This is a genomic window from Acrocarpospora corrugata, assembly GCF_009687845.1.
Lineage (GTDB): Bacteria > Actinomycetota > Actinomycetes > Streptosporangiales > Streptosporangiaceae > Acrocarpospora > Acrocarpospora corrugata.
Window position 1 is genome coordinate 172,247 of the sequence record NZ_BLAD01000040.1, and the last position, 25,984, is coordinate 198,230.

25 protein-coding genes and 1 tRNA gene are annotated in these 25,984 nt (G+C 69.9%); 8 read left to right on the forward strand and 18 right to left on the reverse strand.

Going from position 1 to position 25,984, the window contains the following annotated elements; all coding sequences use genetic code 11:
* Positions 1-55: 55 nt before the first annotated feature.
* On the reverse strand, positions 56-1,753 hold the full coding sequence (locus Acor_RS07995; protein ID WP_155335912.1) for a SelB domain-containing protein: 1,698 nt from the start codon (positions 1,751-1,753) through the stop codon (positions 56-58).
* Entirely contained in the window at positions 1,744-3,030 is a 1,287-nt protein-coding gene (gene selA / locus Acor_RS08000) for an L-seryl-tRNA(Sec) selenium transferase (RefSeq protein ID WP_155335913.1), read from the reverse strand. The genes Acor_RS07995 and selA overlap by 10 nt, the downstream gene beginning before the upstream one ends.
* A 36-nt stretch (positions 3,031-3,066) precedes the next feature.
* Between selA and selD the strand changes: the two genes are divergently transcribed.
* Together selD and Acor_RS08010 are read left to right on the forward strand one after the other, a co-directional pair.
* The gene (gene selD / locus Acor_RS08005) at positions 3,067-4,065 is read left to right on the forward strand and encodes a selenide, water dikinase SelD (protein WP_155335914.1); all 999 of its coding nucleotides are present in this window, start codon (positions 3,067-3,069) and stop codon (positions 4,063-4,065) included.
* Between the two features lie 46 nt (positions 4,066-4,111).
* The gene (locus Acor_RS08010) at positions 4,112-5,749 is read left to right on the forward strand and encodes an ABC-F family ATP-binding cassette domain-containing protein (protein ID WP_155335915.1); all 1,638 of its coding nucleotides are present in this window, start codon (positions 4,112-4,114) and stop codon (positions 5,747-5,749) included.
* A gap of 1,025 nt (positions 5,750-6,774) precedes the next feature.
* On the opposite strand, the gene Acor_RS08020 is transcribed toward Acor_RS08010, so the two are convergent.
* Together Acor_RS08020 and Acor_RS08025 are read right to left on the reverse strand one after the other, a co-directional pair.
* A complete protein-coding gene (locus Acor_RS08020) occupies positions 6,775-7,071 on the reverse strand; it encodes a type II toxin-antitoxin system Phd/YefM family antitoxin (protein ID WP_155335917.1) in 297 nt (98 codons plus the stop codon).
* A gap of 215 nt (positions 7,072-7,286) precedes the next feature.
* On the reverse strand, positions 7,287-7,712 hold the full coding sequence (locus Acor_RS08025; protein ID WP_218034191.1) for a VOC family protein: 426 nt from the start codon (positions 7,710-7,712) through the stop codon (positions 7,287-7,289).
* Between the two features lie 238 nt (positions 7,713-7,950).
* Here Acor_RS08025 and Acor_RS08030 point away from each other — a divergent pair, with 238 nt between their 5' ends.
* Both Acor_RS08030 and Acor_RS08035 read left to right on the forward strand, forming a co-directional pair.
* A complete protein-coding gene (locus tag Acor_RS08030; RefSeq protein WP_155335919.1) occupies positions 7,951-8,406 on the forward strand; it encodes a hypothetical protein in 456 nt (151 codons plus the stop codon).
* Positions 8,403-9,212, forward strand: coding sequence for a hypothetical protein (locus tag Acor_RS08035; RefSeq protein ID WP_155335920.1), 810 nt, complete (start codon positions 8,403-8,405; stop codon positions 9,210-9,212). Before Acor_RS08030 ends, Acor_RS08035 begins: the two co-directional genes overlap by 4 nt.
* Positions 9,213-9,374: 162 nt before the next feature.
* Here the strand turns inward: Acor_RS08035 and Acor_RS08040 are convergent, their stop codons facing one another.
* Positions 9,375-10,109, reverse strand: coding sequence for an SDR family oxidoreductase (locus Acor_RS08040; RefSeq protein WP_155335921.1), 735 nt, complete (start codon positions 10,107-10,109; stop codon positions 9,375-9,377).
* 135 nt (positions 10,110-10,244) lie between these two features.
* Here Acor_RS08040 and Acor_RS08045 point away from each other — a divergent pair, with 135 nt between their 5' ends.
* Positions 10,245-10,934, forward strand: coding sequence for a TetR/AcrR family transcriptional regulator (locus Acor_RS08045; protein WP_155335922.1), 690 nt, complete (start codon positions 10,245-10,247; stop codon positions 10,932-10,934).
* Positions 10,935-11,053: 119 nt separating this feature from the next.
* Entirely contained in the window at positions 11,054-11,578 is a 525-nt protein-coding gene (locus Acor_RS08050; protein WP_155335923.1) for an RICIN domain-containing protein, read from the forward strand.
* 52 nt (positions 11,579-11,630) lie between these two features.
* On the opposite strand, the gene msrA is transcribed toward Acor_RS08050, so the two are convergent.
* The 10 genes from msrA to Acor_RS08100 form a co-directional block, all read right to left on the reverse strand.
* Positions 11,631-12,152 (reverse strand): peptide-methionine (S)-S-oxide reductase MsrA, encoded by a 522-nt coding sequence (gene msrA / locus Acor_RS08055; RefSeq protein ID WP_155335924.1) that lies wholly within the window; start codon positions 12,150-12,152, stop codon positions 11,631-11,633.
* Positions 12,153-12,342: 190 nt separating this feature from the next.
* Positions 12,343-12,657: a hypothetical protein gene (locus Acor_RS08060; protein WP_155335925.1), complete on the reverse strand. Its 315-nt coding sequence runs from the start codon at positions 12,655-12,657 to the stop codon at positions 12,343-12,345.
* A 560-nt stretch (positions 12,658-13,217) separates the two neighbouring features.
* Positions 13,218-14,207, reverse strand: coding sequence for an agmatinase (speB, locus tag Acor_RS08065; protein ID WP_246238486.1), 990 nt, complete (start codon positions 14,205-14,207; stop codon positions 13,218-13,220).
* Positions 14,204-15,808, reverse strand: coding sequence for a N,N-dimethylformamidase beta subunit family domain-containing protein (locus Acor_RS08070; protein ID WP_155335926.1), 1,605 nt, complete (start codon positions 15,806-15,808; stop codon positions 14,204-14,206). The genes speB and Acor_RS08070 overlap by 4 nt, the downstream gene beginning before the upstream one ends.
* A complete protein-coding gene (locus Acor_RS08075) occupies positions 15,805-16,170 on the reverse strand; it encodes a cupin domain-containing protein (protein WP_155335927.1) in 366 nt (121 codons plus the stop codon). The genes Acor_RS08070 and Acor_RS08075 overlap by 4 nt, the downstream gene beginning before the upstream one ends.
* On the reverse strand, positions 16,167-16,985 hold the full coding sequence (locus Acor_RS08080) for an ABC transporter ATP-binding protein (RefSeq protein ID WP_155335928.1): 819 nt from the start codon (positions 16,983-16,985) through the stop codon (positions 16,167-16,169). Before Acor_RS08080 ends, Acor_RS08075 begins: the two co-directional genes overlap by 4 nt.
* Positions 16,982-18,007, reverse strand: a complete 1,026-nt coding sequence (locus Acor_RS08085) for an ABC transporter ATP-binding protein (protein WP_155335929.1) — start codon at positions 18,005-18,007, stop codon at positions 16,982-16,984. The genes Acor_RS08080 and Acor_RS08085 overlap by 4 nt, the downstream gene beginning before the upstream one ends.
* On the reverse strand, positions 18,004-18,858 hold the full coding sequence (locus tag Acor_RS08090; RefSeq protein ID WP_155335930.1) for an ABC transporter permease: 855 nt from the start codon (positions 18,856-18,858) through the stop codon (positions 18,004-18,006). Before Acor_RS08090 ends, Acor_RS08085 begins: the two co-directional genes overlap by 4 nt.
* Positions 18,858-19,805 (reverse strand): ABC transporter permease, encoded by a 948-nt coding sequence (locus Acor_RS08095; protein WP_155335931.1) that lies wholly within the window; start codon positions 19,803-19,805, stop codon positions 18,858-18,860. The genes Acor_RS08090 and Acor_RS08095 overlap by 1 nt, the downstream gene beginning before the upstream one ends.
* A 4-nt stretch (positions 19,806-19,809) precedes the next feature.
* Positions 19,810-21,354: an ABC transporter substrate-binding protein gene (locus Acor_RS08100; protein WP_155335932.1), complete on the reverse strand. Its 1,545-nt coding sequence runs from the start codon at positions 21,352-21,354 to the stop codon at positions 19,810-19,812.
* Positions 21,355-21,543: 189 nt separating this feature from the next.
* On the opposite strand from Acor_RS08100, the gene Acor_RS08105 reads away from it, so the two are divergent.
* Both Acor_RS08105 and Acor_RS08110 read left to right on the forward strand, forming a co-directional pair.
* Positions 21,544-22,215 carry a TetR/AcrR family transcriptional regulator gene (locus Acor_RS08105; RefSeq protein WP_155335933.1) on the forward strand — a complete coding sequence of 224 codons (672 nt, stop codon included), beginning with the start codon at positions 21,544-21,546 and terminating at the stop codon, positions 22,213-22,215.
* A gap of 193 nt (positions 22,216-22,408) precedes the next feature.
* The gene (locus Acor_RS08110) at positions 22,409-22,882 is read left to right on the forward strand and encodes a carboxymuconolactone decarboxylase family protein (protein WP_155335934.1); all 474 of its coding nucleotides are present in this window, start codon (positions 22,409-22,411) and stop codon (positions 22,880-22,882) included.
* Between the two features lie 155 nt (positions 22,883-23,037).
* On the opposite strand, the gene Acor_RS08115 is transcribed toward Acor_RS08110, so the two are convergent.
* From Acor_RS08115 to Acor_RS08120, 3 genes are all read right to left on the reverse strand, one after another.
* Positions 23,038-24,876 (reverse strand): tetratricopeptide repeat protein, encoded by a 1,839-nt coding sequence (locus tag Acor_RS08115; RefSeq protein ID WP_170316845.1) that lies wholly within the window; start codon positions 24,874-24,876, stop codon positions 23,038-23,040.
* Between the two features lie 59 nt (positions 24,877-24,935).
* A complete protein-coding gene (locus Acor_RS42090; RefSeq protein WP_170316846.1) occupies positions 24,936-25,196 on the reverse strand; it encodes a hypothetical protein in 261 nt (86 codons plus the stop codon).
* 675 nt (positions 25,197-25,871) lie between these two features.
* Positions 25,872-25,948 (reverse strand) — tRNA-Pro (locus Acor_RS08120).
* Between the last annotated feature and the right edge of the window lie 36 nt (positions 25,949-25,984).

The following is a 25,984-nucleotide window of genomic DNA, read 5'->3' on the forward strand; positions in this document are numbered from 1 at the left end:
CGCTATCAAGAACTCGATCTTCTTACATCCAGCGATTCCGGAGTAAATGTTCAGATCAAATGATTTGCCGGAACACGTTGTCCATTCGGCGGGTGAGACCCATCCGGTCGAGGTGTTCGAGCAGGGGGATGACGACCCGGCGGGACGTGCCCAGGGCGGCGCGCGCGTCGGCCGCCGTGAACGGCTGGGGCAGCCCGGCCAGCAGTCCGGCCGCGGTCTGCGCCGCCCCGGGCGGCAGGACGATGCCCGGCGCCAGGCGCAGCAGCGCCCCGGCCGCCTCGGCCGCCGCCAGGGAACGGGCGTCAAGGCCGAGTTCGGCCAGCCGGGCGGTGTCCGGCGCCGCGAACGGGCCGGCCGCCCAGTCCCGCCGCAGTTCCGCGATCCCGGGGGCGAGCGCGGGGGCCGCCGCCGTCAGCCGTCCGCGTACCCGCCGCAACGGGGTGTGCTCGGCCAGCGCGTGCACCAGCGAGCGCTCGGGCAGGCCGAGCGCCTGCCGGGCCTCCTCGGCCGGCATCCCCGGGTCCTGGGGGTCGTGGCCGGCCCGCGCGGTGACGATCTCCACCAGCCGCGCCCGGAGCGTCTCCCAGTACGCCTGGTCGGCCACCCAGTCCCCCGCGACGGGATCGACGGTCACCGGTGCCCCCATGGCGGCCAGGTCGCCGCGCCTGGCCAGGCCGCGCCGCCGCAACTCGGCCATGCCGTCGGGAGAACCGTCCACGTCCGCGAGCGCGGCCGCCCGCGCCCTGGCCGCTCCCCTGCGGCGGAACTCCGGGGGACGCACGTCGAGCACGATCGCGCCCCACACGCGGCGGCTGCCCGGATCGCGAAGCAGCGCGCGGTCGCCGATCCGCAGCGGAAGGGCGCGGGCGAGGGTCACCCGTACCGTGTCGGCGCCCAGGGGACGCACCCGGACGGGTTCGGCAGCGGTGCCGATGTGCCAGATCACCTGCTCGGGCGGGTGGCCCTCGCCGGCGAACCGCAGGTCGGCCACCCGCACGTCGAGCCAGCCGCCCGGCGTCACCAGCGCGTCACCGCGCCGGGGACGGCCGCCGCCGCGCAGGTTCACCGCCACCCTGGCCGGGCCGCCGACCTCGGCCCGCGCCGTCTGGAGGCTGTGCAGACCTCTGACGTGCACCTCGTCGGCGCCGGACCTGAGCCGGTCACCGACCCGGATCGTGCCCGCGCCGAGCGTTCCGGTGACCACGGTCCCCCGGCCCTCGACGGTGAAGACCCGGTCGATCCAGAGGCGGACGTCGGCGTCCGGCGCGGCCGCGGGTGGCGTGAGGCCGGCCAGCAGCCCGCGCAGCTCGGCCAGGCCGTGCCCGGTGAGCGCGCTGACGGCGGCCATCGGGACGCCCGCCAGGCTGGTGCCGGTGAGCCGGTCGCGGCAGTCCGCCAGGACCGGCGCCGGGTCGGCGAGGTCGGCGCGGGTGACAGCGAGCACGCCGCAGGTGATGCCGAGTGCGTCGACGATCTCCAGGTGCTCCTGGGACTGCACCGCCCACCCGGCGTCGGCGGCGACCACGAAGAGTACCGCCGGGGCCGGGCCGACCCCGGCCAGCATGTTGCCGACGAAACGCTCGTGGCCGGGCACGTCGACAAAGGCGAGCGGGCCGCTCCACACGAACCCGAGGTCGATGGTCAGCCCGCGCCGCCGCTCCTCCTCCCACCGGTCCGGCTCCATCCCGGTCAGGGCCCGGAGCAGCGCCGACTTTCCGTGGTCGACGTGGCCCGCGGTCGCGATCACGAGCATGCGGCCACCACCGCGGCGAGCAGGTCACGGTCCTGGCCGGGCGGGACGGCCCGCAGGTCGAGCAGGCAGCGCCCGCCCTCCACCCGGCCGACCACCGCCGGGGCGCCCAGGCGCAGGGGCCCGGCCAGGGCGGCGGCCACGGCGACCGCCGCGCTGGGCAGCTCCACCCCGGGCGCGCCCCCGCCGCCGACCGCGGCAACCGTGTCCACGGCCTCGGCCTTCACCCCGGCCCCGGCCAGCCGCAGGGCCAGCGCGCCCGCGCGGCGGCGCAGATCCGTAATGTCGGCGCGCAGGCCGTCCCGGGTGGGGTTGGCGGTGTGGAGGAGCGTCGCCTCCAGGGCGGCCAGGGTCAGTTTGTCCACCCGGAGCGCGCGGGCCAGCGGGTGCCCGCGGACGCGATCCACCAGGTCGGCCCGGCCGAGCAGCAGGCCGCACTGGGGACCGCCGAGCAGCTTGTCGCCGCTGGCGGTGACCAGGCCGGCGCCCTCGCGCAGCCAGGTCGCGGCGTCCGGTTCCGCGGGCAGCAGCGGTTCCGGCGTCAGCAGCCCGGAGCCGATGTCGGCGACCAGCGGGACGCCCAGGCCCGCCAGGTCACGGACGGACGGGGTGGCGGCGAAGCCCTCGATCCGGTAGTTCGACGGATGGACCTTCAGCACGAAGCCGGTGTGCGGGCCGATGGCGGCCGTGTAGTCGGCCACCGACGTACGGTTGGTGGTGCCGACCTCGCGGAGCCGCGCGCCGGTGGACTCCAGCAGCTCGGGCAGGCGGAACCCGTCGCCGATCTCGACCAGCTCCCCCCGGCTGATGACGATCTCCCGGCCCTGCCCCAGCGCGGTCGCGATCAGGACCAGCGCCGCGGCGTTGTTGTTGACCACATGCACCGCCTCGGCGTCCGGCACGGCCTGCCCGAGCGCGGCCAGCGCGGCCCGGCCCCGGCGGGCCCGGCGCCCGGTGGCGAGCTCGAACTCGACGTCGGTGCTGCCTGCGGCGGCCCGGATCGCGTCCAGAGCGGCCGGTGACAGCGGCGCCCGGCCGAGATTGGTGTGCAGCAGCACCCCCGTGGCGTTGATCACCACACGCGGCCCGCCGGCCGGAAGCGCCCGCAACGCCTCGTCGCCGACCTCCGACGGGCTTATCTCGCCGTTTCTCGCCCGTTGTTGCACGGCGTTGATGACCGCCTTCACCCGATCCCGGCCCATCCGCGCCACGAATACCGCGAAACGGGGATCGGCCAGGACAGTGTCCGTCCGGGGAATACGACGACGCGGATCAGTCACAACTAATCGGGATATCGCAATACGGCTGGCCGCGCAATGATTCTGATCATGCTGCGATTGACGCAATACGCCCAAGGCGGCGGCTGCGCGTGCAAGATCCCGCCCGGTGAACTCGAGGACATCCTCGCGGGCCTGGGCGTCCCCGCTCCGCAGGACCCGCTCGGCGAGCTGCTGGTCGGCGTCGAGACCGGAGACGACGCCGCCGTCGTCCGGCTCGCGAACGGCACCGCGGTGGTGAGCACCGCCGACTTCTTCACCCCCGTCGTGGACGACCCGTTCGACTGGGGCCGCATCGCCGCCGCCAACGCGCTCTCCGACGTGTACGCCATGGGCGGCAGCCCCCTCATGGCGCTCAACCTGCTGTGCTGGCCCCGGGACGCGCTGCCGTACGAGCTCGCGAAGGAGGTGCTGCGCGGCGGCGCGGAAGTCGCCGCGCGGGCGGGCTGCCACGTCGCGGGCGGCCACAGCGTCACCGCCCCCGAACCCATGTACGGCATGGCGGTCACCGGCCTCGCCGACCCCGACCAGCTGATGCGCAACGACGCCGGCCGCCCGGGACTGCCGCTGTCGCTGACCAAGCCGCTCGGCCTGGGCGTGCTCAACAACCGTCACAAGAGGACCGGCGAGGTCTTCCCGCAGGCGGTCGCGACCATGACCGAACTCAACGCGGACGCGAGCCGGGCGGCCGTGCGGGCGGGTGTCCGCTGCGCGACCGACGTGACCGGGTTCGGCCTGCTCGGCCATCTGTTCAAGCTGGCCAGGGCCTCGGGCGTGACGGCCGTGCTGGACGCGGCGGCGGTCCCTCTGCTGGCGGGCGCTCGGGAGGCCGTCCGGGACGGGTTCGTGCCCGGCGGGTCGCGCCGCAACCTCGGCTGGGTGGCCGGGCGCCTCACCAGCACCGTCGACGAGGAGACCCTGCTCCTGCTCGCCGACGCCCAGACCTCGGGCGGGCTGCTGATCGCCGGAGAGGTGCCGGGCGCGCCGGTGATCGGCGAACTCGTCCGCCGGGGCGAGCACGAGATCGTGGTGAGGTGACAGCTGTTAGGCCGCGCGCGAGATGGTGGCTAGCATCGTTCGGGATATGAGCGCTGCGATAGTTGTCAAGGGTCTCGCGGCCGGGCACGGGGAGCGGGTCCTGTTCTCGGGGCTCGACCTCGTGGTCGCCCCCGGGGACGTCATCGGGCTCGTCGGGGTCAACGGCGCGGGCAAGTCGACGCTGCTGCGCCTGCTCGCCGGCCTCGACGCGCCGGAGCAGGGCGGCATCAGCCTCTCCCCGGCCACGGCGGTCGTCGGCCACCTGCCCCAGGAGCCGGAGCGCAGGCCGGGCGAGACCGTCCGCCTGTTCCTGGCCCGCCGTACCGGCGTCGCCCAGGCACAGCACGACCTCGACACCGCCACGCAGGCACTGGTGGAAGGTCTGCCCGGCGCCGACGACGCGTACAGCACGGGCCTGGAGCGCTGGCTCTCGCTGGGCGGCGCGGACCTGGACGAACGCGCCGCCGAGGTGGCCGCCGACCTGGGCCTCACGATCGGCCTCGACCAGCCGATGACCTCGCTGTCCGGCGGCCAGGCGGCCCGCGCGGGGCTCGCCTCGCTACTTTTGAGCCGCTACGACCTCTTCCTGCTGGACGAGCCGACCAACGACCTCGACCTCGACGGGCTCGACCGGCTGGAGAAGTTCGTGACCGGCCTGCGCTCGGGCACGGTGCTGGTCAGCCACGACCGCGAGTTCCTCGCCAGGACCGTCACCAGCGTGCTCGAACTCGACCTGGCCCAGCAGCGGGTCCGCCTGTACGGCGGCGGCTACCAGGCCTACCTGGACGAACGCGAGGTCGCGCGCACCCACGCCAGACAGCAGTACGACCAGTACGCCGACACCCGCGCCCAGCTCGAGGCCCGCGCCCACACCCAGCGCGCCTGGATGGAAAAGGGCGTCAAGAACACGCGCCGCAAGATGAGCGACAACGACAAGATCGGGCGGAACGCCCGGACCGAGGCGACCGAGAAGCAGGCCGCCAAGGCGCGCCAGACCGAAAAGATGATCGAACGACTCGACGTGGTGGAGGAGCCGCGCAAGGAGTGGGAGCTGCGGATGGAGATCGCCGCCGCGCCCCGCGCCGGAGCGGTCGTCGCCACCCTGCGCGGGGCGGTCGCCCGCCGCGGCTCCTTCACACTCGGTCCCGTCGACCTGGAGATCGGCTGGGCCGAACGGGTGGCCATCACCGGCGCCAACGGCACCGGCAAGTCCACGCTGCTGGCCGCGCTGCTCGGCCGGCTCCCGCTGGAGGAAGGGCACGCCTCCCTCGGCCCCGGCGTGGTGGTCGGCGAGGTGGACCAGGCCCGAGGATTCTTCCTGGGCGGCGAGCCGCTGCTGGACGCCTTCGGGGCGCTGGTCGCACCGATGCCGCCCGCCGAGGCGCGCACGCTGCTGGCCAAGTTCGGCCTGAAGGCCGGCCACGTGATGCGCCCCGCGGCGACCCTGTCGCCCGGCGAGCGTACCCGGGCGGCCCTGGCGTTGCTGCAGGCCAGGGGGGTCAACCTGCTCGTGCTCGACGAGCCGACCAACCATCTCGACCTGCCCGCGATCGAGCAGTTGGAGTCGGCGCTCGCGAACTATCCGGGCACGCTGCTGCTGGTCACGCATGACCGGCGCATGCTTGAGGCGGTCCAGGTGGGCCGCCGCCTGCGGGTCAGCGCGGGGCTGGTCACCGAGATCTGAGTACGGCCAGAGCCGTCACCCGCGTGCCGCCAGCTTGTGTAGGCGGCGGATTCCTATGACGGTGGCTCCGGACAACACCAGGACCAAGAACCCGATCTGGATCAGGTATTGGGTGCCGTTGTTCGTCTGGCGTACCGGGTCTTGGCCGTAGCCTCCGGCCAGGCCCTGGAGGTCGTAGTCCGAGCCGGCTTGTTTGTCGGCGTAACGGGATACGACAAGGGTCTGGTAGTCGGCGACGCTGTAGATAGTTCCAGCGGTTTCAGCGGTTTCAGCGGTGGCCGAGGTGGTCAGCAGGCGAATCTGGCCGGCTGAGACCTCATACCATTCGTCGGTCTGGGGCTCGTGCAGGAGAGAGGTGCCGGTGGCCAGTGCGCGGCCATTCGCTCCTCCCGGGTGTCGGAGGAGATCTCCAGCATTCGCCAGGGATCGCCGTCCTTGATCATTGACACCGTTATTCCGGCACCGTCGCCGTTACGCGCGGGCACCGCGATATAGGCCAGTTCGCCGACCGGAGTGCCGGTGACTCCGCTCCCCCCGTTGCCCGAGCGTGAAATATGAATGACGACCGAACCTGGCGAACCTTACGGAGAATCAACACAGGGTTCTGTGTAGGAATCCTCAATTCCCACGCTGTGCGTACAAATACTGCATTCGCCCAGCAGGACTGGAGACCCGGGTCAAGGACCTGGTCCGGCCGTCGAGGACGTCTATTCGGCTGGGGGCGTGTTCTCATTCCAGCGTTCGGACTCGGCCGCGCCCAAGAGCAAGATGGCTGTGAGACGGAGCCGCCAGCTACGTATTGGCGCGGACTACCCAGATAGACACGTGGTCCTCGCCGTAGGTGTACCGAAGCGTGAAGAGGTCAGTCACGAACTCGAACGCGTCAGGGATACCCCCGTATGGACGCGCGCCAAGCGGCTCAGGGGTGTCGACGAGATCTTCGATGGTCCGCAGGAGGCGCGCACGGAGTTGCGGCGGAAGAGCGGCGACGTCACCGATGACGGCGCCTAGGTGAAGCGTTCGTTTCAAAGTTCGTCACCGTCGCGGGTGACGCCGAAGTGGCGGTACATGTCGTCGGCGTCGGTGAAGGCGAGCGCGGGGGTTTCACCGCGCTCAGCCTTCGCGATCTCCTCTTTGAACTGGGCGATCTCTTCCTGCTCACGGAGACGCCGGAAGTCGGTGTAGTCGTCCTCGCTGATCAGGACCGCGTGTTCGTCAGCCGAGCGGCTGATCTTCACTGGCACGTGGGCGTGCACGGCCCGGGAGACCAGCGTGCCCAACCGCTTGCGGGCTTCGACAATCCCGATCTGCTCAATCTCCATGTGTACACATTAGCCTAAGTGTCCATTGTGCACACCCACTCAGCCGAGACGAGTCTGGGGCTCTCCGAGGTGGGGAGGGTTCCGCCAACCCTTCAGGAAGGGTGTAGTTCCGGAAGGGGTTTGGGAACCCGACGTGTATGCGACCGGCGGTCCGGCGCACCTCCCGGGCGCGGGTGCCCGGATGGTTCTTTGGTGCACGGGCCCTTCGGCAGTCTTCAGCTGAGTTGTTCGGCCAGTCCGACGATGATGCCCTCGGGGCCGCGGACGTAGCAGAGCCGGTAGCTGTTCTCGTACTGCGCCAGTTCGCCGACGAGTTCGGCGCCGTGGGTGCGCAGGCGGGCGACGACGTCCTCGATGTCGTCGACGGCGAACATGATGCGACGGATGCCCAGCGTGTTCGCCGGTGCGTCTTTCGGCTCGGCGCTGATCGCCTTCGGCGTGTGGAACATCGCCAGCTCGATTCGGCTGTGGCCGTCCGGGGTTCGCAGCATGGCGATGTCCTGCCGGACGTCGTCGATCCCGATGACACGCTCCACCCAACGTCCCTCGATTGGCCCCTTGCCCTCCAGCTCCATGCCGAGTTCGACGAAGAACGAAATAACAGCGTCAATGTCGTCGACAACGATGAGGACGTTGTCCATCCGCTGGATCGTCATGCTGGATCTCCTTGTGGTGGTACGGCCACGGTGGCCGCGTCCGTCCCTAGGACGGAGCCGCCAGGCCGTTCTCGACATCACCTCTTGACGTGGCAGTGCCCGTCACGGGCCGGTCGTACCGCTTCGGAGTGTGATCTCATATCCGTCACGGCGTGACACTTTTCCTTCCCGGGATGACAGGGTGCAATGGATACATCGGGCGCCGTACCGGGAGTGAATGGCTGTGGGATGGCTCGAAGCCTGTCTTCTTGGGGCTGCGGGAGGGGCGATCGTCGAGGTCGTCTCCCTGTGGGGCTATCTGACGGCATGGCAGCAAGATCGCCGTCGCGTACGTGCGGAAACCCCGGCGAGAAAGAACCGCCGGCTGCCTCCCCTGTCGGACTATGTCGATCCTGCCGCCGACCTCCTGGTCGCCCTCACGAGGCTCGGCATCGGCGCCTTGGCCGGATTCCTGTTGAAGGATCAGATCACTGGTGCCCTGGCAGCGATCGCGGTGGGTGCGGCGGGGCCGGCATTCCTACGACAGCTGGGGACGACGCGCGTGGTTCAGCAGGCCGCCGCGAATGGGCAATTCGATGTTCTGCCGATGGAATCCTTGGCGGAGCTCGGCCAGGCCGCCCCACCGTCACGGCCCAGGCCCACGGCCCGGCGGCGAACCGTTGAGGAGGTGGTGGAATGATGCCTCGGCCGCCGCTATCGCGCCGCTACTGGAATTCACTGGTCGACGTGCCTCGCGCGAAGCACAATCCGCGGAAAAATGGCCGCGCGAGCAACAGTTTGTGGCGGCGCTACTGGACCACGCTTCTGGGAGTACGACTTCAGGGAGATGGCAGGGCACCCGAACCAGACCCTGCGCCGGCCAGAGAATCGACCGAGGCAGACCTCGGCACGCCCGACCCCCTCGCTGGCCTCGCCCTCGCTCGCAGCCTGGCCCGCAGCCGTACTTTCGCTCACGACCTCGCCCGCACCCTTGAGATCGACTTCGACCTCACCCGTGTCCACAATCTCGCCCGAGAGTTGACCCGCAGCCTGGCCCGCGAACTCGCCCTCGCCCGCGACCTTGCTCGCGTCCTCGATATCAACTTCGCCGTCGACCTCGACGACGCCCGCACCCACGCTCTCGACCTCACCCGCGCCCGCGACCTTACTCGTGTCCAATCCCGCGTCCACAGCCTCGCCCTTGGTCTCGAATCCGCCCTCGCCCTCCTCAACAAGCGCGGCATCGATCTGCTGATGACCGTTGCCAAAGACGATTTCCGCACATTGTTTCTCGACGGAATCGATCTTTCGGGCGTGGATCTGCGCGGCGCGCATCTGTCTCTCCCCGCGCTTACCGGAGCCAAGTGGTCGGAGGAGACCATGTGGCCGTCTCATCTGGAGACGCAACTCCGCGAGCATTCACGCGAAATCAGCCCGGGACTGTTCGTGGTGGCCGGCCCCGGTGATGACCGAAGCTCAACAGAACACCTGGTCCCTTCAGACTGAACCCAAGCGTTGACCTTGACCTTAGGTCACGGTGCACGCTGAACGGGTGAACGACTTGAACTCCTGGGCCGGGATGGTGCCGGTCGCCGACACCGCGCTGGCCGTGACCGACACGGGTGGGCTCGGTCGTCCCGATCGAGCGGCCGTGGGTCGCGTTGCAGGTCAGACCTGCGCTACTCCTCCGTCGACGAACAGTTCAGCGCCGGCGACGAAGCTGGCGTCCGACGAGGCGAGGAACAGCACGGCCCGAGCGATCTCCTCTGGAATGCCGTAGCGCCCCAGCGGCACCATCGAGGCGATGAGCTCCTTAGTCGCCTCGGGGAGGCCCTCGACCCCCGGGGTGTCGATCGGCCCGGGGCTGATCACGTTCACGCGGATGTCACGATCCTTCAGTTCCATAGTCCACGTGCGCGCGAACGACCGCAGCGCAGCCTTACTCGCCAAGTAGACCGTGCTGCCCGCGACGCCCTTGCTGGCGCCCGCGCTGCTGTTGAGCACGATCGACGCGCCGTCGGACAACAGTGGCAGCAATTTCTGCACGGTGAACAAGGTGCCGCGCACGTTGATGTCGAAGACGTGGTCGAACGACTCCTCGGTGACCGCGGCCAGCGGTTCGTTCAGCAGGCCGTTGCCTGCGCTGGCGAACAGAATGTCGACCCGGCCCTTCTCTTCGCGGATGGTCTCCACGAGGCGGTCGAGATCGGCGAGGTCGCCTGAGTCGGCCTGCACACCGGTGACATTGGGACCGAGTTGCGCCACAGCAGCTTCCAGCTTGTCCTTGCGTCGTCCGGTGATGAAGACGTGGGCGCCTTCGGCGACGAACGCCCTGGCGGTGGCCAGTGCCATACCGGAAGTCGCGCCGGTGATGACAGCGACCTTTCCTTCGAGCTTGGGCACGATTGCGCCTTTCAGATTGGGGATGTGACAACGCCGATAGTGAGGGGTACCTCGACTTCGACTGACGGTATCACCATAGTGAGGGGTGCCTCAGCATAATGATGAGGGGGTGCTCATCTTGGTAACATCGCTGGTATGGAGCACAGGGACGATGATTATCTCGACCAAGCACGAGTCGACTCGTCCGGCAGGGCGGCCGTACCGCGCCGGCGGGACGCGCGGCGCAACCGCGAGCTGCTCATCGGCCTCGCGCAGGAGGCGTTCGCCGATCACGGCGTCGATGCGTCCCTGGAGCAGATCGCACGGAAAGCGGGCCTGGCGATCGGAACCCTCTACCGGCACTTCCCGACCCGGGTCGATCTCCTGCTCGCCGCTTTCGAGCCGAGGCTGTCGGAATTCATGACGGCCGCCGAAACGACGCTCCTGATGGAGGACCCATGGGAAGGGTTCTGCACGTTCCTGGAAGCCCTGTGCGCCACGCAGGCCGGAGACCGCGGCTTCAACGACTTCATCTCGATGAGGTTTCCCAACAGCCAGGCCACCGAGGCGATGCACGACCGCCTGTGCCACCTGGCCAGTGAGGTCATCGAACGCGGTCAGGCCGCCGGAGCCGTACGCCCAGACATCACCGACGCCGACATCATCAGCCTCGTCTGGGCCAACAGCCGCATCATCGACGCGACCAGAGGCGCCGCACCCAACGCGTGGCGGCGCAACCTGCACATCATGATCGACGGCTTCCGGGCCGCCCAGCACCACCCGCTACCCGAGCCACCACTCACCGAAGCACAGCTGTACCAGGCGATGGTCAACCTCACGACCTGACAGCGCAGGCTTCTTTACAAAGTAGATTCATTAGAAGCGGAGTTGAGTAGAACTCTACTCAGGCACTATGAGCGGCCCCCCTGGATGCTTGAGGAAATCGCCACGCTCAGGAGCCCGACATGGATCGTTCCATCCCCCTCAAGTTCGCCCTAGCCGCCGCCCTCACCATCGGCCTCGCCGGTATCGCCTCCCCAGCCCACGCCGCCGGCAACCAGGTCATGCTCGTCAACGTCCAGACCGGCAAGTGCCTCACCATCGCGGGCGGGGTCAGCAAGGCGAACAACGTCACCGCTCTGCAGTACACCTGCGACACCCACCTCTCCCGCCGCTGGCTGCTGGAGCCGGGCGTCAGGAACGGCACCAAAATCAGGAACGCCAACACCGCCAAATGCCTGACGATCGCGGGTGGAGTCAGCAAGGCGAACAACGTCAAGGCCCTGCAGTACACCTGCGACAGCCACCGGTCGCGGTCCTGGACCTTGATCGAGGACGGCGTCACCGGCAACTACTGGATCAAGAACCTGCAGACCGGCAAGTGCGTGACCATCGCCGGCGGCGTCAGCACCGCCAACAACGTCGAGGCCCTGCAGTACACCTGCGACAACCACCCCTCACGCGTCTGGCACATCGTCCACACGAACTGACGACGGCCTTCGGGGGGATCGTCGGCGACGATCCCCCCGAAGCTGCGCGAGTTTAGTGGCCGACCTTCTCGTCGCGGCGCGGAAGCTTCCAGCCGGGCCGGACGAAGTGGCAGGTGTAGCCGTTCGGGTAGTGCTCCAGGTAGTCCTGGTGTTCCGGTTCCGCCTCCCAGAACGGCCCGGCCGGAGTGACCTCGGTGACCACCTTGCCCGGCCAGAGGCCGGAGGCGTCGACGTCGGCGATCGTGTCGTACGCGACACGCTTCTGCTCGTCGTCGGTGTAGAAGATGGCCGACCGGTAACTGGTGCCCATGTCGTTGCCCTGGCGGTTCTTCGTGGACGGGTCGTGGATCTGGAAGAAGAACTCCAGCATGTCCCGGTACGAGGTCCGCTCCGGGTCATACACGATCTCGATCGCCTCGGCGTGGGTGCCATGGTTGCGGTAGGTCGCGTTCGGCACGTCCCCACCGGTGTATCCGACCCGCGTGGAGACCACCCCCGGGCGTTTGCGGATGAGATCCTGCATCCCCCAGAAACATCCACCGGCGAGGATCGCCGTCTCCGTCTTCCCAGTCATCGCTTTCCGCTCCTTCGTCTGAGGATTCGAACAGCTGTCGCCCCTCAAGGCGTACAAAGCGGATAACGGCCGAGTTGATTCCCGATCGGCGGCGGGGCGGATCAACTCATCCGGGCTATGCGCGGCCACCCGCCGGCCGAACCGGGCCGGCGGGTGGACGGGAAGGAATCAGCGGCTGCCGGCCACTTGATCAGGGAATGGCGTCGTAGCCCTGGCCGACGCGGGTCCAGCCGTTCTGGCAGCCGACCACTGAGGACGTCCCGCCGCCGGCGGTGCGCCAGGGGCCGTAGCGCCACTCGGTCCGGTAGCCGTCGGCCGTGAAGCAATTGATCTTGGCCCGGAAGGACGACGGGGCGAACCCACTGCAGTAGGCCGAGACGGTCACCGAGCCGATCGGGGTGACCGTGCACGTCCCGATCGAAGCCTGCGCCGGGGCGGCAGCGAACAGACTCGCGGCCACGCCGGCGAGGACAAGTACGGAGGCTCTGCGGGCGATTCGAAACATCTAGAATCCTTTCGGAAGCGTACTTCGAAGGGTTGACGAATTCGCCGCTCTATCTGTTGACAATTCCGGTTACTGAGCCAATCACTGCTAAGAGCGTCGTAACGTCCGTGCCCTCAATGTGCCGCGACTTGGGACGCTGTCAAGTGATGGAGACATCTACCGCGAGGGTCAGGCACCGCCGGCCATCGTGCTCTCACAAGCAGATTCCAAGCCGACGCCTACGGATCGTAGCGACTCGCACGGCTTGTGACGTGCCAGGTCCAGCACCCTGCCCTGCTAGCGCTAGCACCACATCTGCCGATCTACCTGGGGGCTAGCAGCTAGCACCCCAACCCCGGTTGGACGCCTTGCACGCATGCCGCACCCTCCCCGTGGTGCCGGCGACCTCGACCGCTCCAATCACGGACAGTCACATCGGCACCGCGCGCCCCCGAATCGCCCCCTGAGCGCGGAAGCAACGGCATATGTAATTAAATGAATACAAAGATTAAGGGACTCCTATTAATCTGGGCGGCCGTTCTGCGCACTATGTAAGTATCGGCGAAGTCGCGAAGCCGCGGTCACCTCTCCGTCGGCAGCACGCTGATCAGTTCGTACAGGGCGTGCGCGGCGGCGATGCCGGTGAGTTCGGCGTGGTCGTAGGCGGGGCTGACCTCGACCAGGTCGGCCCCCACCACGTGGAGGCCGTCGAGCCCGCGCAGGACCTCCAGCAGCTCGCGGCTGCTCATGCCGCCGGCCTCCGGCGTCCCGGTGCCCGGCGCGAACGCGGGATCCAGGACGTCGATGTCAAGCGAGACGTAGACCGGGCGGTCCGCCAGCCGGATCCGGACGCGCTCGATGATCTCGTCCAGGGACCGCCGGGCGAAGTCGCGGGCGTGCACCGCGGCGAAGCCCAGCCGCTTGCTCTCGGCCAGGTCCAGGCGCGAGTACAGCGGGCCGCGCAGGCCCACGTGCATCGAGTGCGCGTGGTCGATCAGCCCTTCCTCCGACGCCCGCCGGAAGGGGGTGCCGTGGGTGTACGGCGAGCCGAAGTAGGTGTCCCAGGTGTCGAGGTGGGCGTCGAAGTGCAGTACGGCGAGCGGGCCGTACCGGGCGTGGTGGACGCGCAGCAGCGGCAGGGCGATCGTGTGGTCCCCGCCGAGGGTGATCAGCTTGCGGCCGGTGCCGGCGAGTTCGGTCGCGGCCCGCTGGATCGTCTCCAGCGCGCTGCCGATGTCGAAGGGGTTGACCCCGACGTCCCCGGCGTCCGCGACCAGCCGGCTGGCGAACGGCGCGGTGTCGAGCGCGGGATTGTACGGGCGCAGCAGCCGGGACGACTGCCGGATGTGCCCGGGGCCGAACCGGGCCCCGGGCCGGTAGCTGACCCCGGTGTCGAAGGGCACGCCCCACACGACCGTGTCGGCGCCGGGCTGGTCCTGCAGCCGCGGCAGCCGGGCGAAGGTGTTCTCGCCCGCGTAGCGCGGGACGACGGTGGCGTCGACCGGGCCGCCCGGCGCGGAGCGGGGCTGGGCCAGCGCCGACGTGTCCGGGGTCTCGGGGACGGCGCTCACGCGGCCCCTCCCAGCCGGTCCAGGACCGTACGGGTGACGTGCTCGACGAACCAGTCGCGGTGGATCAGGCCCGCCACCCACTCGGAGGTGCCGGAGTTGAAGACGGTCCCCTCGCCCCGGGTGAAGGTGGCCATCATGGCCGAGCCGTACGCCGGCCGCCTGCTGCCGTCCTCCCGTTCGACCCACTGAGTGCCGCGGTACTCCTCGACCGCCGCCACCCCCGGGTCGCCAAGCGGCACCGTGCCCGCGAAGTGGTCTTCCTCGTAGCGGACCGCGGGCCCCATGGCGATGATCTCCAAGTTGGCGGGGGCGCCGTCCGTTCCGGTGGCGAAGGGGAGGCCCTCCTGCACGACGTGGGCGCAGCCGTCGACCTCGAAGGTGGCGATCCGCGAGGGGTGCCCGCCGAGGACGTCGCCGTAGTAGAGGTCGGTGCCGGCCAGCGTCCAGTGTTCGGGCCGGTAGACCTGCAGGCCGCCGTGCCCGCGCGGCGCCGAGGCGCCGTAGCCGGCGTACACCCCGGCGAATCCGGTCAGGCCCAGGGTGGCGGTGGCGGGGCGGCCGATGAGGGGGTGGTCCCAGTTCAGGCTGACCAGGTGCTGCTCCGCGGTGCCGAAGACCGGGTCCTCCTCAGGTACGTACTTGTGGCAGATCTGCGTGGTCCCCTCGATGCGCACCTGCCAGGCGAAGTTGGCGCCGAAGCGGGCGACGTTGCCGCCCCGGTCCACCAGCGCGTCGATCGCGTCGCGCATCCGCCAGGACCAGTACTCGTCGTGGCCGACCAGGATCGCGCACTGGTACCCGTCCAGGGCGGACGGGTCGCGATCCAGGTCGTCCTGGGTGAGGTAGTCCAGAACGTAGCCCTGCTGCTCCGCCCAGATGGCGAAGGGCCGGTCGTAGGTGGCCCAGAACGCGTCGGCGTGGTGGCGCCCGTAGTCGCGCAGCCGCGCCCACTCGTACACCGGGTAGCGCGGTTCCCAGAACGGCGGCACCGGCTCCTCGTACCGGTTGCGCGGGGCCCCCGGCGGTTTGCGCAGGAACCCGCGCGACAGCGGGCGGAGCATGGACAGCCGGGGCGAGGCGATGTCCACGGCGGGGTCGTCGCCGATGCCGCGGTAGGCGTTGGCCCCGCCCCAGTCGTTGTAGGAGATCAGCGTGCTGGTGGTCAGGACCAGCGCGTACGGGGTGCGCCGGCCGGGCTCGGCGGAGCGGACCACGAAGAAGTGCTCGTTCTCCACGGCGTGGCCGTCCACCTCGGCCCGGATGATGAGCAGATACATCGCCGACGGCCAGTCGGCGGGGATCGTGACGCGGGCGGTGACCGGCCACCCGCACCCCTCGGCGTAGGCGTCGGCCGGCGTGTCCGGCATCGTGCCCGGCAGGTCCGTCTGCTGGTGCACGACCTCGGGGCGCGCGCCGTCGCGGACCACGGTGAGGGAGTAGTGGCCGGCCGTGGTGTACGCCGAGACCTCCACGGTGTCGCCCGGCCGGTAGGAGAAGCGGTCGGTGTAACACCAGGCCTCCAGTCCCTCCCCGGTCGGTCGCGGGGATGGCCAGTTCGGCGGCGACCAGGCCGAGCGCGGGGTCGGATAGGTCCCGCTCACGCGGCGCCTCCCGGGATCGCGACGAAGATCTTCTCAGTGGCTTCGAGAGTGTGCCACCAGCCGTCGAACCCGGCCGGGACCAGGAAGGACTCACCGGCCCCGAACTCGCGCCTGCCGCCCTCTGCGTCCTCGATCGCCACCCGCCCGCGCAGCAGGACACAGACCTCGTGGTACGGCCAGCGCGGGATGCGCACGGACCCGGGGACGCCCTCCCAGGCGGCGGCGAGCGCGCCCGGAACCTCCAGCCGGGCCCGGTGCTCGACCTCCCGCCAGCCCGGGGAGACCTCCGCGTAGTCGGTCGGGGGCGGGATCACGGCCACGCCTTCTCCCTTGGCGAGCACCTGGACGTCGGAAATCGTCATACGGGACGTGCCTCCTCGGGCGCGGACAGTGCCGGGCCGTCCATGCGCGGCGTGGCCGCGACCAGCGATCGGGTGTACTCGTGCCGCGGGTTTCGCAGCACGTCGTCGGGCAGGCCGCGCTCGACGATCCGGCCGCGGTGCATGACCGCGACCTCGTCGGCGACGTAGCGCGTCACCGCCAGGTCGTGCGAGATGAACAGCATGGTCAGGTCGAGCCGGGCGCCGAGGTCGCGCAGCGTGTTGAGCACGGCCGCCTGGACGGAGACGTCCAGGGCGGAGACGGCCTCGTCGGCGATGAGCACCTCGGGTTCGACGGCGAGCGCGCGGGCGATGCCCACGCGCTGCCGCTGCCCGCCGGAGAGCCCGCGCGGACGGGCGTCCAGGACGGCCGCGCCCAGGCCGACCAGCTCAAGCAGTTCGACGGCGCGGTCCGTGGCGGCGCTCCGGCCGGCGGCTCTGCGGTGCACCAGCAGCAGCTCGGTCAGGGTCCGCCGGACGGTGTGCATCGGGTTCAGCGCCGAGCCGGGGTCCTGGAAGACCATCTGGATCCGGGTGGCGTCGGTCCGGCCGCGCGGCGCGGGCAGCTCGGCTCCGCCGAGGCGGATGGTGCCCCCGGTGGGCGCGGCGAGCCCGGCGATGACCCGGGCCAGGCTGGACTTGCCGCATCCCGACTGGCCGACCAGGCCAAGGGTGCGGCCGCGCGGGATGTCCAGGCTGACGTGGTCCACGGCGGGCGGTCCGCCGGTCCGGCCGCGCCGGGGCCGGTAGTCCACCACGATGTCGTCCACCTGGAGCAGGGGCGTACCTGCGCTCATGCCGTCCCTCCCGGCAGCGGGCTGAGCAGGGCCTCGCGGTCCAGCGGCGGCCCGCCGAGGTCCGCCACCCGGATGCACGCGCTCCTCGACGGCGACCCGGGCACCGCGGCCAGGACGTGCGCCAGGCCGGCGCAGGCAGGCAGGGCGTGCCCGCACCGGGGGGCGAACCTGCAGCCCTCCGGCCGGTCCCCCGCACCGGGCTGGCCGCCGGGGATGGCCGCGAGCGGGCGGTCTCTGGGGGTGTCCTGCGTCGGCATGGAGCGCAGCAGGCCCGCGCTGTAGGGGTGGGTCGGCCTGGTGAAGACCTCCTCGACCCGGCCCGTCTCGACCACCTGGCCGGCGTACATCACCGCGACCCGGTCGCAGAGCCGCCGCACGACCCCGAGGTCGTGGGTGACGAACACAATCGAAAGCCCGCGTTCGGTACGGATGCGATGCAGCAACCGCAGGATCTGGTCCTGCACGGCGACGTCCAGCGCGGTGGTCGGCTCGTCGCACAGCAGCACGGAGGGCTCGGTGGCCAGCGCCATAGCGATCATGACGCGTTGCCGCAGTCCGCCGGAGAGCTGGTGCGGCCACATCCGGGCCTGCGCCTTCGGGTCCGGCATGCCGACTTCGGCGAGCAGGTCCACCGCCCGGCTCCTGGCGGCGCGCCGGCTCCAGCCGTACCTGGCGCGGGGCCCGGCGGTGACCAGGTCGCCGACCCGCATGGTGGGGTTGAGCGCGGTCATCGGCTCCTGGAAGACCATGCCGATGCCCCGGCCGCGCACCTCGGCGAACCGGTACGGCCGCATGGCGCCGTCGCGCTCCAGCTCGAGGGTGCCGCCGGCCTGGCGCACGCCCTCGGGCAGCAGGCCGATGACGGCACGCAGGGTCAGGCTCTTGCCCGAACCCGACTCGCCGACCAGCCCGAACGCCTCGCCGTGGGCCACCTCGAAGCCGACGTGCGACACCGGGCGCACCGGAGCCGCGGCGGGCCCGGTCTCCAGGACGAGGTCGGTGATCCTCAGCAGGGGACTCATCGTTGCAGCCTCCGCTCCAGGCCGCCGGCAATGAGCCGTACGGCGACGCCGACGAGGATGATCGCCAGTCCGGGCATCACCGACACCCACCACTGGTTGCGCAGGAAGGGCTGCCCGTCGGCGATCATCTGCCCCCACTCGATCCCCGGCGCCTGGATGCCCAGGCCGAGGTAGGACAGCGCCGCGAGATAGCTCAGCGCGAGCACGATGTCGGAGGCCGCGTAGACCACGGCCTGCGGCAGGGCGTTGGGCAGGACGTGCCGCAGCAGGACCCGGGTGTGCCCGAGCCCGGCGGCCTGGGCCGCGCGCACGTAGTCGAGTTCCCGCAGCCGCAGCACCACCCCGCGGACGAGGCGGGCGTAGGTGACCCAGGCGCCGACCGCGGCCCCGACCAGGAACGAGCCGGCGCCCGGCCCGAGCAGGAAGACCAGGACGATCAGCAGGATGTAGGACGGGAACGCCTGAATCAGGTCGGCCAGCCGCATCACCGCGGTGCCGATCCAGCCGCGGGCGTACCCGGCGAGCGCGCCGAGCACGATCCCGATCACGGCCGGTACGGCGGCGCCGAGCAGAGCCAGCGGCAGGTCGGTCCCGGCCGCGACGAGGACCCGGGCGAAGACGTCCCGGCCGAGCTGGTCGGTGCCGAACCAGTGCTGCGGGGAGGGCGGGCGGAACCGGGCGGTCAGGTCGGTGAGCGCCGGATCGTGGCCGGTCAGCGCGCCGGACACGAAGCTCGCGGCCAGCAGGAGGGCCAGCAGCACAGCACCGGTCACCAGCGCGGCGGTGCCGGTGGCGCCGGGGTCGCGCCGTACCCGGCGGCGTCCCAGGACCTGGGCGGGGGCGAGGGCCATCACACCATCACCCGCGGGTCGAGGAAGGCGACCAGGACGTCGCCGACCAGGTTGACCACCACGACGGCCAGGGAGAAGACGAGGGTCAGGCCCTGGATGACGTTGAAGTCGCGGTTCTGCGCGGCCTGGGTCAGGCTCAGCCCGAGCCCCGGCAGCCCGAAGGTGGACTCCACCACGACGGCGCCGGACAGCAGCAAGGTCGTCAGGGCGGCCAGCAGCGACACCGGCGGCACGGCGGCGTTGCGCAGCACGAACCCGCGGGTCAGCTTCCAGCCCCGGACCCCGGCGGCCTGGGCGGCGGCGTGGTACTCCGAGCGCCGCGCCTCCACGATGCCGCTGCGCAGGCTGGCCATCAGGACCGGCGCGACGGAGACGCTGAGGGCGAGGGCCGGCAGCACCGCGGCGCGCAGCACCGTGGCGGGGGTGTCACCCCAGCCGCCGATGGGGAACGCGCCGGTCGGCAGCGCCACCCCGGCCAGCAGCACGATCCCCAGCCAGAAGGTCGGGACGCCGACACCGAAGGCGGCCATCACGTTGATCATCCGGTCCACCAGGCCGTCGGGGCGGCGGGCGGCGAGCAGGGCCGTCGCGCCGGCGATGAGCACGGTGAAGACCGTGCTGACGGCGAGCAGCACCAGCGTCACCGGCGCGCCCGACGCGATCAGCGTGCCGACCTTCGTCGAACCCGTCGCGGTGGTGCCGAAGTCACCGGTCGCGATTCGGCCGAGGTAGTGCAGGAACTGCTCCCACACCGGCTGGTCGAGGCCCAGCTGGACCCGGATCGCCTGCAGCGTCGCGGCGCTCGCCCGGGGCCCGGCCACCTGCATGGCCGGGTCGCCGGGGACCACCTTGAGCATGGCGAAGACGAGGAGGAGCAGCACCAGGGTGAGCGGGATCGCCTGCAGCAGCCGTCTGCCGACGAACCCGAACCGGCCGCTGTGGATCACCGGATCACCGCCCGGTCCTGATCCGGATCGCGGCGGCGTCGTAGGACAGGAACGGCGTGGCGGTGAAGCCCTCGACGTAGCCCGCCACCGCGAACGCCGTCGACATGTTGACCAGGCCGATCACCGTGGACTGCTCCTGTGCGTCGTCCTGGATGGCCCGCACGGCCGCGTCCTTGACGGCGTCCTCGGTGGTGGAGGTGCCGGTGGTGAACTTCTCCTTCATCAGCTTGGTGTCGGCGCCGGTCCAGGGGTACCAGGCGGTCAGGACGAAGCTGATCGGGTCGAACACCGTGGGCGAGATCGCCGAGGGGTCGCTGATGAGCATGTCGAAGTCGCCGCTGCTGCCCATGGAGTAGACCGTGGCACTGTCGGTGGGCTTGAGCGTCACCTCGACACCGATCTTGGCGAGCTGGTCCCTGAGCAGCTGGACCATGGTCGAGACAGTCGAGCTGCTGCCGTCGAAGCCGATGGCGAGCGTGACCGGCTTGGTGTCGGCCCGCTCCGCCATGAGCGCCTTGGCGGCCGCCAGGTCGTAGGTGTACGGCTTGGTGGGCGGCACCGAGTTGGGCACGTTGGTCGGCAGGATGCCCTCGGCCGGCACCGCGTAGCCCTGCTGCACGCTGGCCAGCGCCTGACGGTCGATCGCGGCGGAGATGGCCTTGCGCAGGGCGAGGTCGGCCAGGGCCGGCCGCTTGCTGTTGAGCATGAGGTCCCTGGCCTGGCTCGGCTGCGGGATCCGCACCTGCTCGGGGGCGAGCTGGTTGCCCTCGTCCGCGGTGAGCTGCTCGATCAGGTCGAGCTGGCCGCCCTGGAAGGCCAGCATCTGCTGGGCCGCGTCGGCCGAGGTCTTGGTGATCACCGTGTCGACGTGCGGCTCCCCGTTGGGGGCGCCGTAGTAATGCGGGTTCTTCTTCAGCGTGATCGTCTCGGATGGGCCGGGGTTCTGCCAGGAGACGAACGCGAACGGGCCGGCGCCGATCGGCTCGGCGAAGAATTCCTCGGGTGTCTTCCCGGCGTAGCGGTCGGGGTAGACCGTCGAGGTGCACCAGGTCAGCAGCGCGGGCAGGAACGTGTCCGGCCGGGTGAGGCGCACCACCACGGTGTGCCCGTCGGTGGCCTCGGCGCTCTTGATCATGTCGTAGTAGGCGCCGCTGGTCTTGCCGTCGCGCCACTGCTCGAAGGAGAAGGCGACGTCGGCGGCGGTCACCGGGGAGCCGTTGCTGAAGCCCGCGTCCTCGCGCAGGTGGAAGGTGTAGGTGCGGGCTGAGGCGTCATAGTCGTACGACGCGGCGATCCCGGCCTGCACGCCCGAGCCGTCCGGCTTGTTGGTGAGCAGGTTGCCGTAGATCATCGGCATCGTCGAGATCGACCCCGCGCCGTAGCAGGAGTCCCCCGACATGCCGTCCACGGCGACGGTCCGCCCGATGACGAGGTCGTTACTCGCCTTGACGGCTCCGGTTCCGGAGTCGCCGGCGCCGCCACCAGAGCCGCAGCCGGCGACCAGCGCGACGGCGGCTATGGCGGCGGCCAGCTTGGTCCAATTGTTCATCGCTGCCTCCAAGACATGCGCCCCCCTCGTTCGGGAGAGGCCCGGGCACCCCGGCGAAAAGCTATCGACCTATAGGCTAGGAGGGCAAGCCTGTTTCGGTGTTCGCCAAATATTAATTTCGGATTACCAAAAGTCGCGGGGTACCTACCTGCCGCGCCACCCGCCCCGGAGGACCGCCATGATGCAACCATGACCCGAGTCGGAGGAGCGACCAGAGACCGGATCCTCGTGGAGGCGTCGCGGCTGTTCGCGGAGCGCGGCTACCACGGGACGTCCACCCGGGACATCGCCGAGAAGGTCGGGATGCGCCAGCCCTCGATCTACAGTCATTTCGCGACCAAGCACCTCATCCTGGCCGAGCTGCTCGACGCGGACCTGGTCCCCGCACGGGCGCGCATCCGCGCCGCCCTGGACCTGCCCGCCCCGGTGGCGGCCCGGCTGCACGCGTACCTCCAGGTGGACGTGGCCGCGATCCTGTCCCTGCCCTATGACGTACGCGGGCTGTACAACGACGACGTGCTGCGCGCTCCCGAGCTGGCCGAGCAGGCGCGGCGGCGGGCGGAGATCCACGACCTGACCCGCGAGTTAATCGACACCGGCATCGACGGCGGCGAGCTGGTCCCCTTCGACACCAGCTTCGTGCAGCACGCGATCACCGGACTCCTGCTCGAGGTGGTCCGGGAGCGCGGGGCCACTCCCTCCACGGCGCCCGCCGCCCGCGCCCTGGACGTGGCCGACTTCGTCCTGCGCGCGCTACTCCTCGACGCCAAACTGCTGAACGACGTACGGGCGCGGGCCGGCGCGCTGGTCCCCCACATCACCGCCCTGGCCGCCCCTCACCCCGAACACGCCGGAGCCTGACGGTTGAGCACACGGCCAGAACATCGGCGCGTTGTCCAGGGGATGTTGATGGCGAATTGGACAGCGCCCGGGTCATCGTGCGGGTGTACGGGGGCATGGACGGAGAGACGCACATCACATCGGCTATCCGTCACATCCTGCCTGGTTGTTCCGTCAGTGGGGTGTAACAGCCGAACACGGTAGGGGAATCACCATGGACGCCCGTCTCAACTACAACGGCAACTCTGTCGCGGCCAAGTTCCTGAAGTACATCAACTCGGCGGGCAAGGTCGTGTCGGACTCGACGCTGCCTGCCGCAACGCAGGAGCTGGTGAAGCTCCGCGCCAGCCAGATCAACGGCTGCGGCTTCTGCGTCGACATGCACACCAAGGAGGCAGCGCACGCCGGAGAGACCACGCTGCGCCTCAACCTGGTCGCGGCCTGGCGGGAGGCCAAGGTCTTCACCGACGCCGAGCGCGCCGCCCTGGAGCTGACCGAACAGGGCACCCGCATCGCCGACGCCGCCGGTGGCGTCACCGACGAGGCCTGGGCGAACGCCGCCAAGCACTACGACGAGGACCAACTCGCCGCCCTGGTGTCCCTCATCGCCCTCATCAACACCTACAACCGCATGAACGTCATCGTCCAGCAGCCCGCCGGCGACTACCAGCCCGGCCAGTTCGGATAACCAGCGCCCCCCGGGAAGGCCTCGTCGAAGAGGATCCGACCTTCTCCTGGCACGATGCGTGGCCCAGAAGCGTTTCTGAGAACCACGCCCCGGCCGAGAAAGCGAAGACGATGGATGGGCCCGGGTCCCAGTTCGTAGGGTGCTCCCGACCGGGCTCAGCCAGGTCGCTTGCCGCGGAGGCGGCGGCTGATCTCCTGTACGCGGCGCACATTGTCGAGGCGGCGGGCACCGGCTGCCCCGCGTGACAGGTTGAGTATCGATCTGATCAGCGGATCGTCGGTGTAAGCGAACAGGTCGACGTGTTTCCTGATTTCCATCGCGTACTTGATCGTCATCGGGTCCCCAGGGCCCAGAGTGCGCTGGAGACCTGCGAGGACCTCTCGCCAGAGGGAGAGCGCCAGGAGCGTGTTCTTGGCGCCCGGCCCTTCTCCCGAATCGAGGTAGGCCCAGGCCAGATCCCACTTGGTCTGCAGGGTGAGTGAATGGTCAGGGCCCAGAGCCAGTTCGGCGTCCGCGGCGAGGCGCTGGTAGTGAGCGACGGCGCGGAGGTATTCGTTTCTTCGCGAGTAGAGTTCACCGAGGCTGAGCCGGGTCTCCAAGGTATCGAGATGGCCGGGGCCGAGCACTCGCTGCTGATCCACGAGGAGTTCACCGAACTCGTCGATCGTGGCGTCAGCGGAACCGAGCGTTGCGCGGAACTTGGCCAGGGTCACCCGGATATGGAGGATCGCCGGATGGTCGGATCCCGGCCGCTCCCGGCCGCCGAGGACCGTCTTCTCGAGGAAATCGATGGCCTCCTGCCTCGATCCAGTCCTGTCCACGTGAACGGCGTAGGCGACGACCAGGTCCACGGAGTCTTCATCAAGGTCGTTGAAGCCGCCCCACGAGGCGAAGGAGGCCAAGTGCGGAAACAGGCGAGCGCTCGGCTCCGTGCCGTTCTCCCAGGCGGTCAGCAGCATCTGGCCCGCGAGAGGCCGGTCCTCGGCCACTCGGCTGACGGCCTGGACCATCCGGTGGGCCGAGAGCGCGTCACCGTCCCGGGTGACCAGGCCATACGCCGCGAGGGAACCGATGGCTTCGTCCGCTTCCGGGGCGACGGACACCAGTGCGATCGGGATGTCGTCAGGTGCGTACCAGGCCAGGATGCGCAGGATCCGCTCCGGCTGCGGCCCGTGCTCGGCGGCGATCCGGTCCAGGGTGATCTGCCAGGTCCGCCTCACGGTCCGGTCGATGTCTCCACCGGCGTGCGCCCAGTCCAGCAACGCGCCGTCGTCCTGGATCAGGCGTTGCCGATAGGTATCTGCGGTGATGTGGTTCTGGGTGATGTAGTGGCCGGCCATCCCGATGGCGAGCGGGAGTCCACCGAGCGCCCGGCACAGCTCCTCAGCGCCCTGGAGGAGGTCGCGGTCCCCGACCCGCAGGCGCAGCATCTTCACGGCTTCGCGCGTCGGCAGCACAGGCAGCCGGATCGGCACGGTGATGCTCTCCCAGCCGACCGTCTGGCGGCTGGTCACCAGGAACCGTCCACTGGGAAGTGAGCCGATCAGTTCCGCCACATCCGATGGCCGCGTCACGTTGTCGAGGATCACGAGCCAGCCCTTGTGGCTGGCCAACCAGGTTTTGGCCCACTCGGCCGGCCGATCCGGCGGATTTCCCGGATGCAGGCGCCTGGCCAGAGCCGCCAGCCCCGCCTCGATCTGAACCGGGTCTTCGGCGTCGATCCACCAGATGGGATTGTGTCTGCGGCGCTGGGTCAGCACGTACTGCTCGGCCAGCGTGGACTTGCCGACCCCACCGAGCCCGGTCAGAGCCTGGGCGATCACGCCGGAATGCCGTTTGAGGGTCTTGGCGAGTGCCGCGAGCTCATCCTCCCGCCCCACGAACAGGCGGGTGGCCGCCGCCGTCGAGCGCAGCCGCACGACACCGGGAGGGCTCGCCACCCCCGCGGCCGGCACTGGGGACTCGGCCTGAATGGTGTTGTTGATGATGTTCACGGCATTTACGCCGGACGACACGATGCCTCTGTTGATCCGGACCCGAATCCTGTCGGACATCACGCGCCCGGCGGGTTGATCCGCGTGTTGGTTGAGCCCTCGCCGGTCGAGATGATGCCCGACACGTTCCCGCTCACCCGTGCGCCACCGTCCCGCTCGTCGCCGGCCTCGCGCTCCGCGAGGGTCAGCCACATCTGGGTCGCCGCGCCCGGGGCCACCAGGACGATCGTGTCCGCCCACCAGGCCCATGCCCGGTGCTGGGTCAGCGTCCCCGTCGTCACGTTCACCGCCGCCACCACAACCGTGAGCCCAGCCGCCACACCCGTTTGACCATCATGCCTCCCGGCCTGCCCGCCGTACAGCGAATTGTTCCTCCTGGAACATCCACCGCGCCAGAGGCAGGCCAGCCTTCTCTCCGGTGGTCAGCCAGCGGTGATCTCGACCAGGTCGTGAACTGCGGCGTGATGCCGGCGGTGGCGCGGTCCAACCAGCCCTGCCACACCCGACGAACTCTGCCACCTCATCCAGCAAGGTCGCGGAATGATCACGATCCCCCATGCACCGGATGCGGCGGCCGCCAGATCCGCCAACTCCTGGCCCAGGCTGGCATCACCGCCAACCCGACGTATATTCTCGCTCACCTCGATCTCGCCTGGATTCGGAAGGAATACCACGGGGGCGACCGGAGTGCGCCAGAAGGACACCGCAGGGCAGGGCGATGCACCAGATAAGGGGCCGATCGGGTACATCGCCGACACCATGATGCCGTTGACCAGGCAGCGACTTGAAGACGGCCGCCGCGCGACTCGAGCACGTGACCGAGACGTCTGCCGACACGAGATCAGGCCGGCCGCTCACCAAGGGTGCCCAAGCCATGGACAAGATCTTCAAGAAGCGGACGACGTCCGCCTGACCCACTGGCTCCCCACTTGGCTCCCGAAGATCGGAAAAGGGGCCTCGGATGAACTCCGAAACCCCTTGTGACCAGGAAACCCTGGTCGGGACGACAGGATTTGAACCTGCGACCCCTTGACCCCCAGTCAAGTGCGCTACCAAGCTGCGCTACGTCCCGTTGCCTGGCTGGCCAGGCGAGAACAACCTTAGCGTA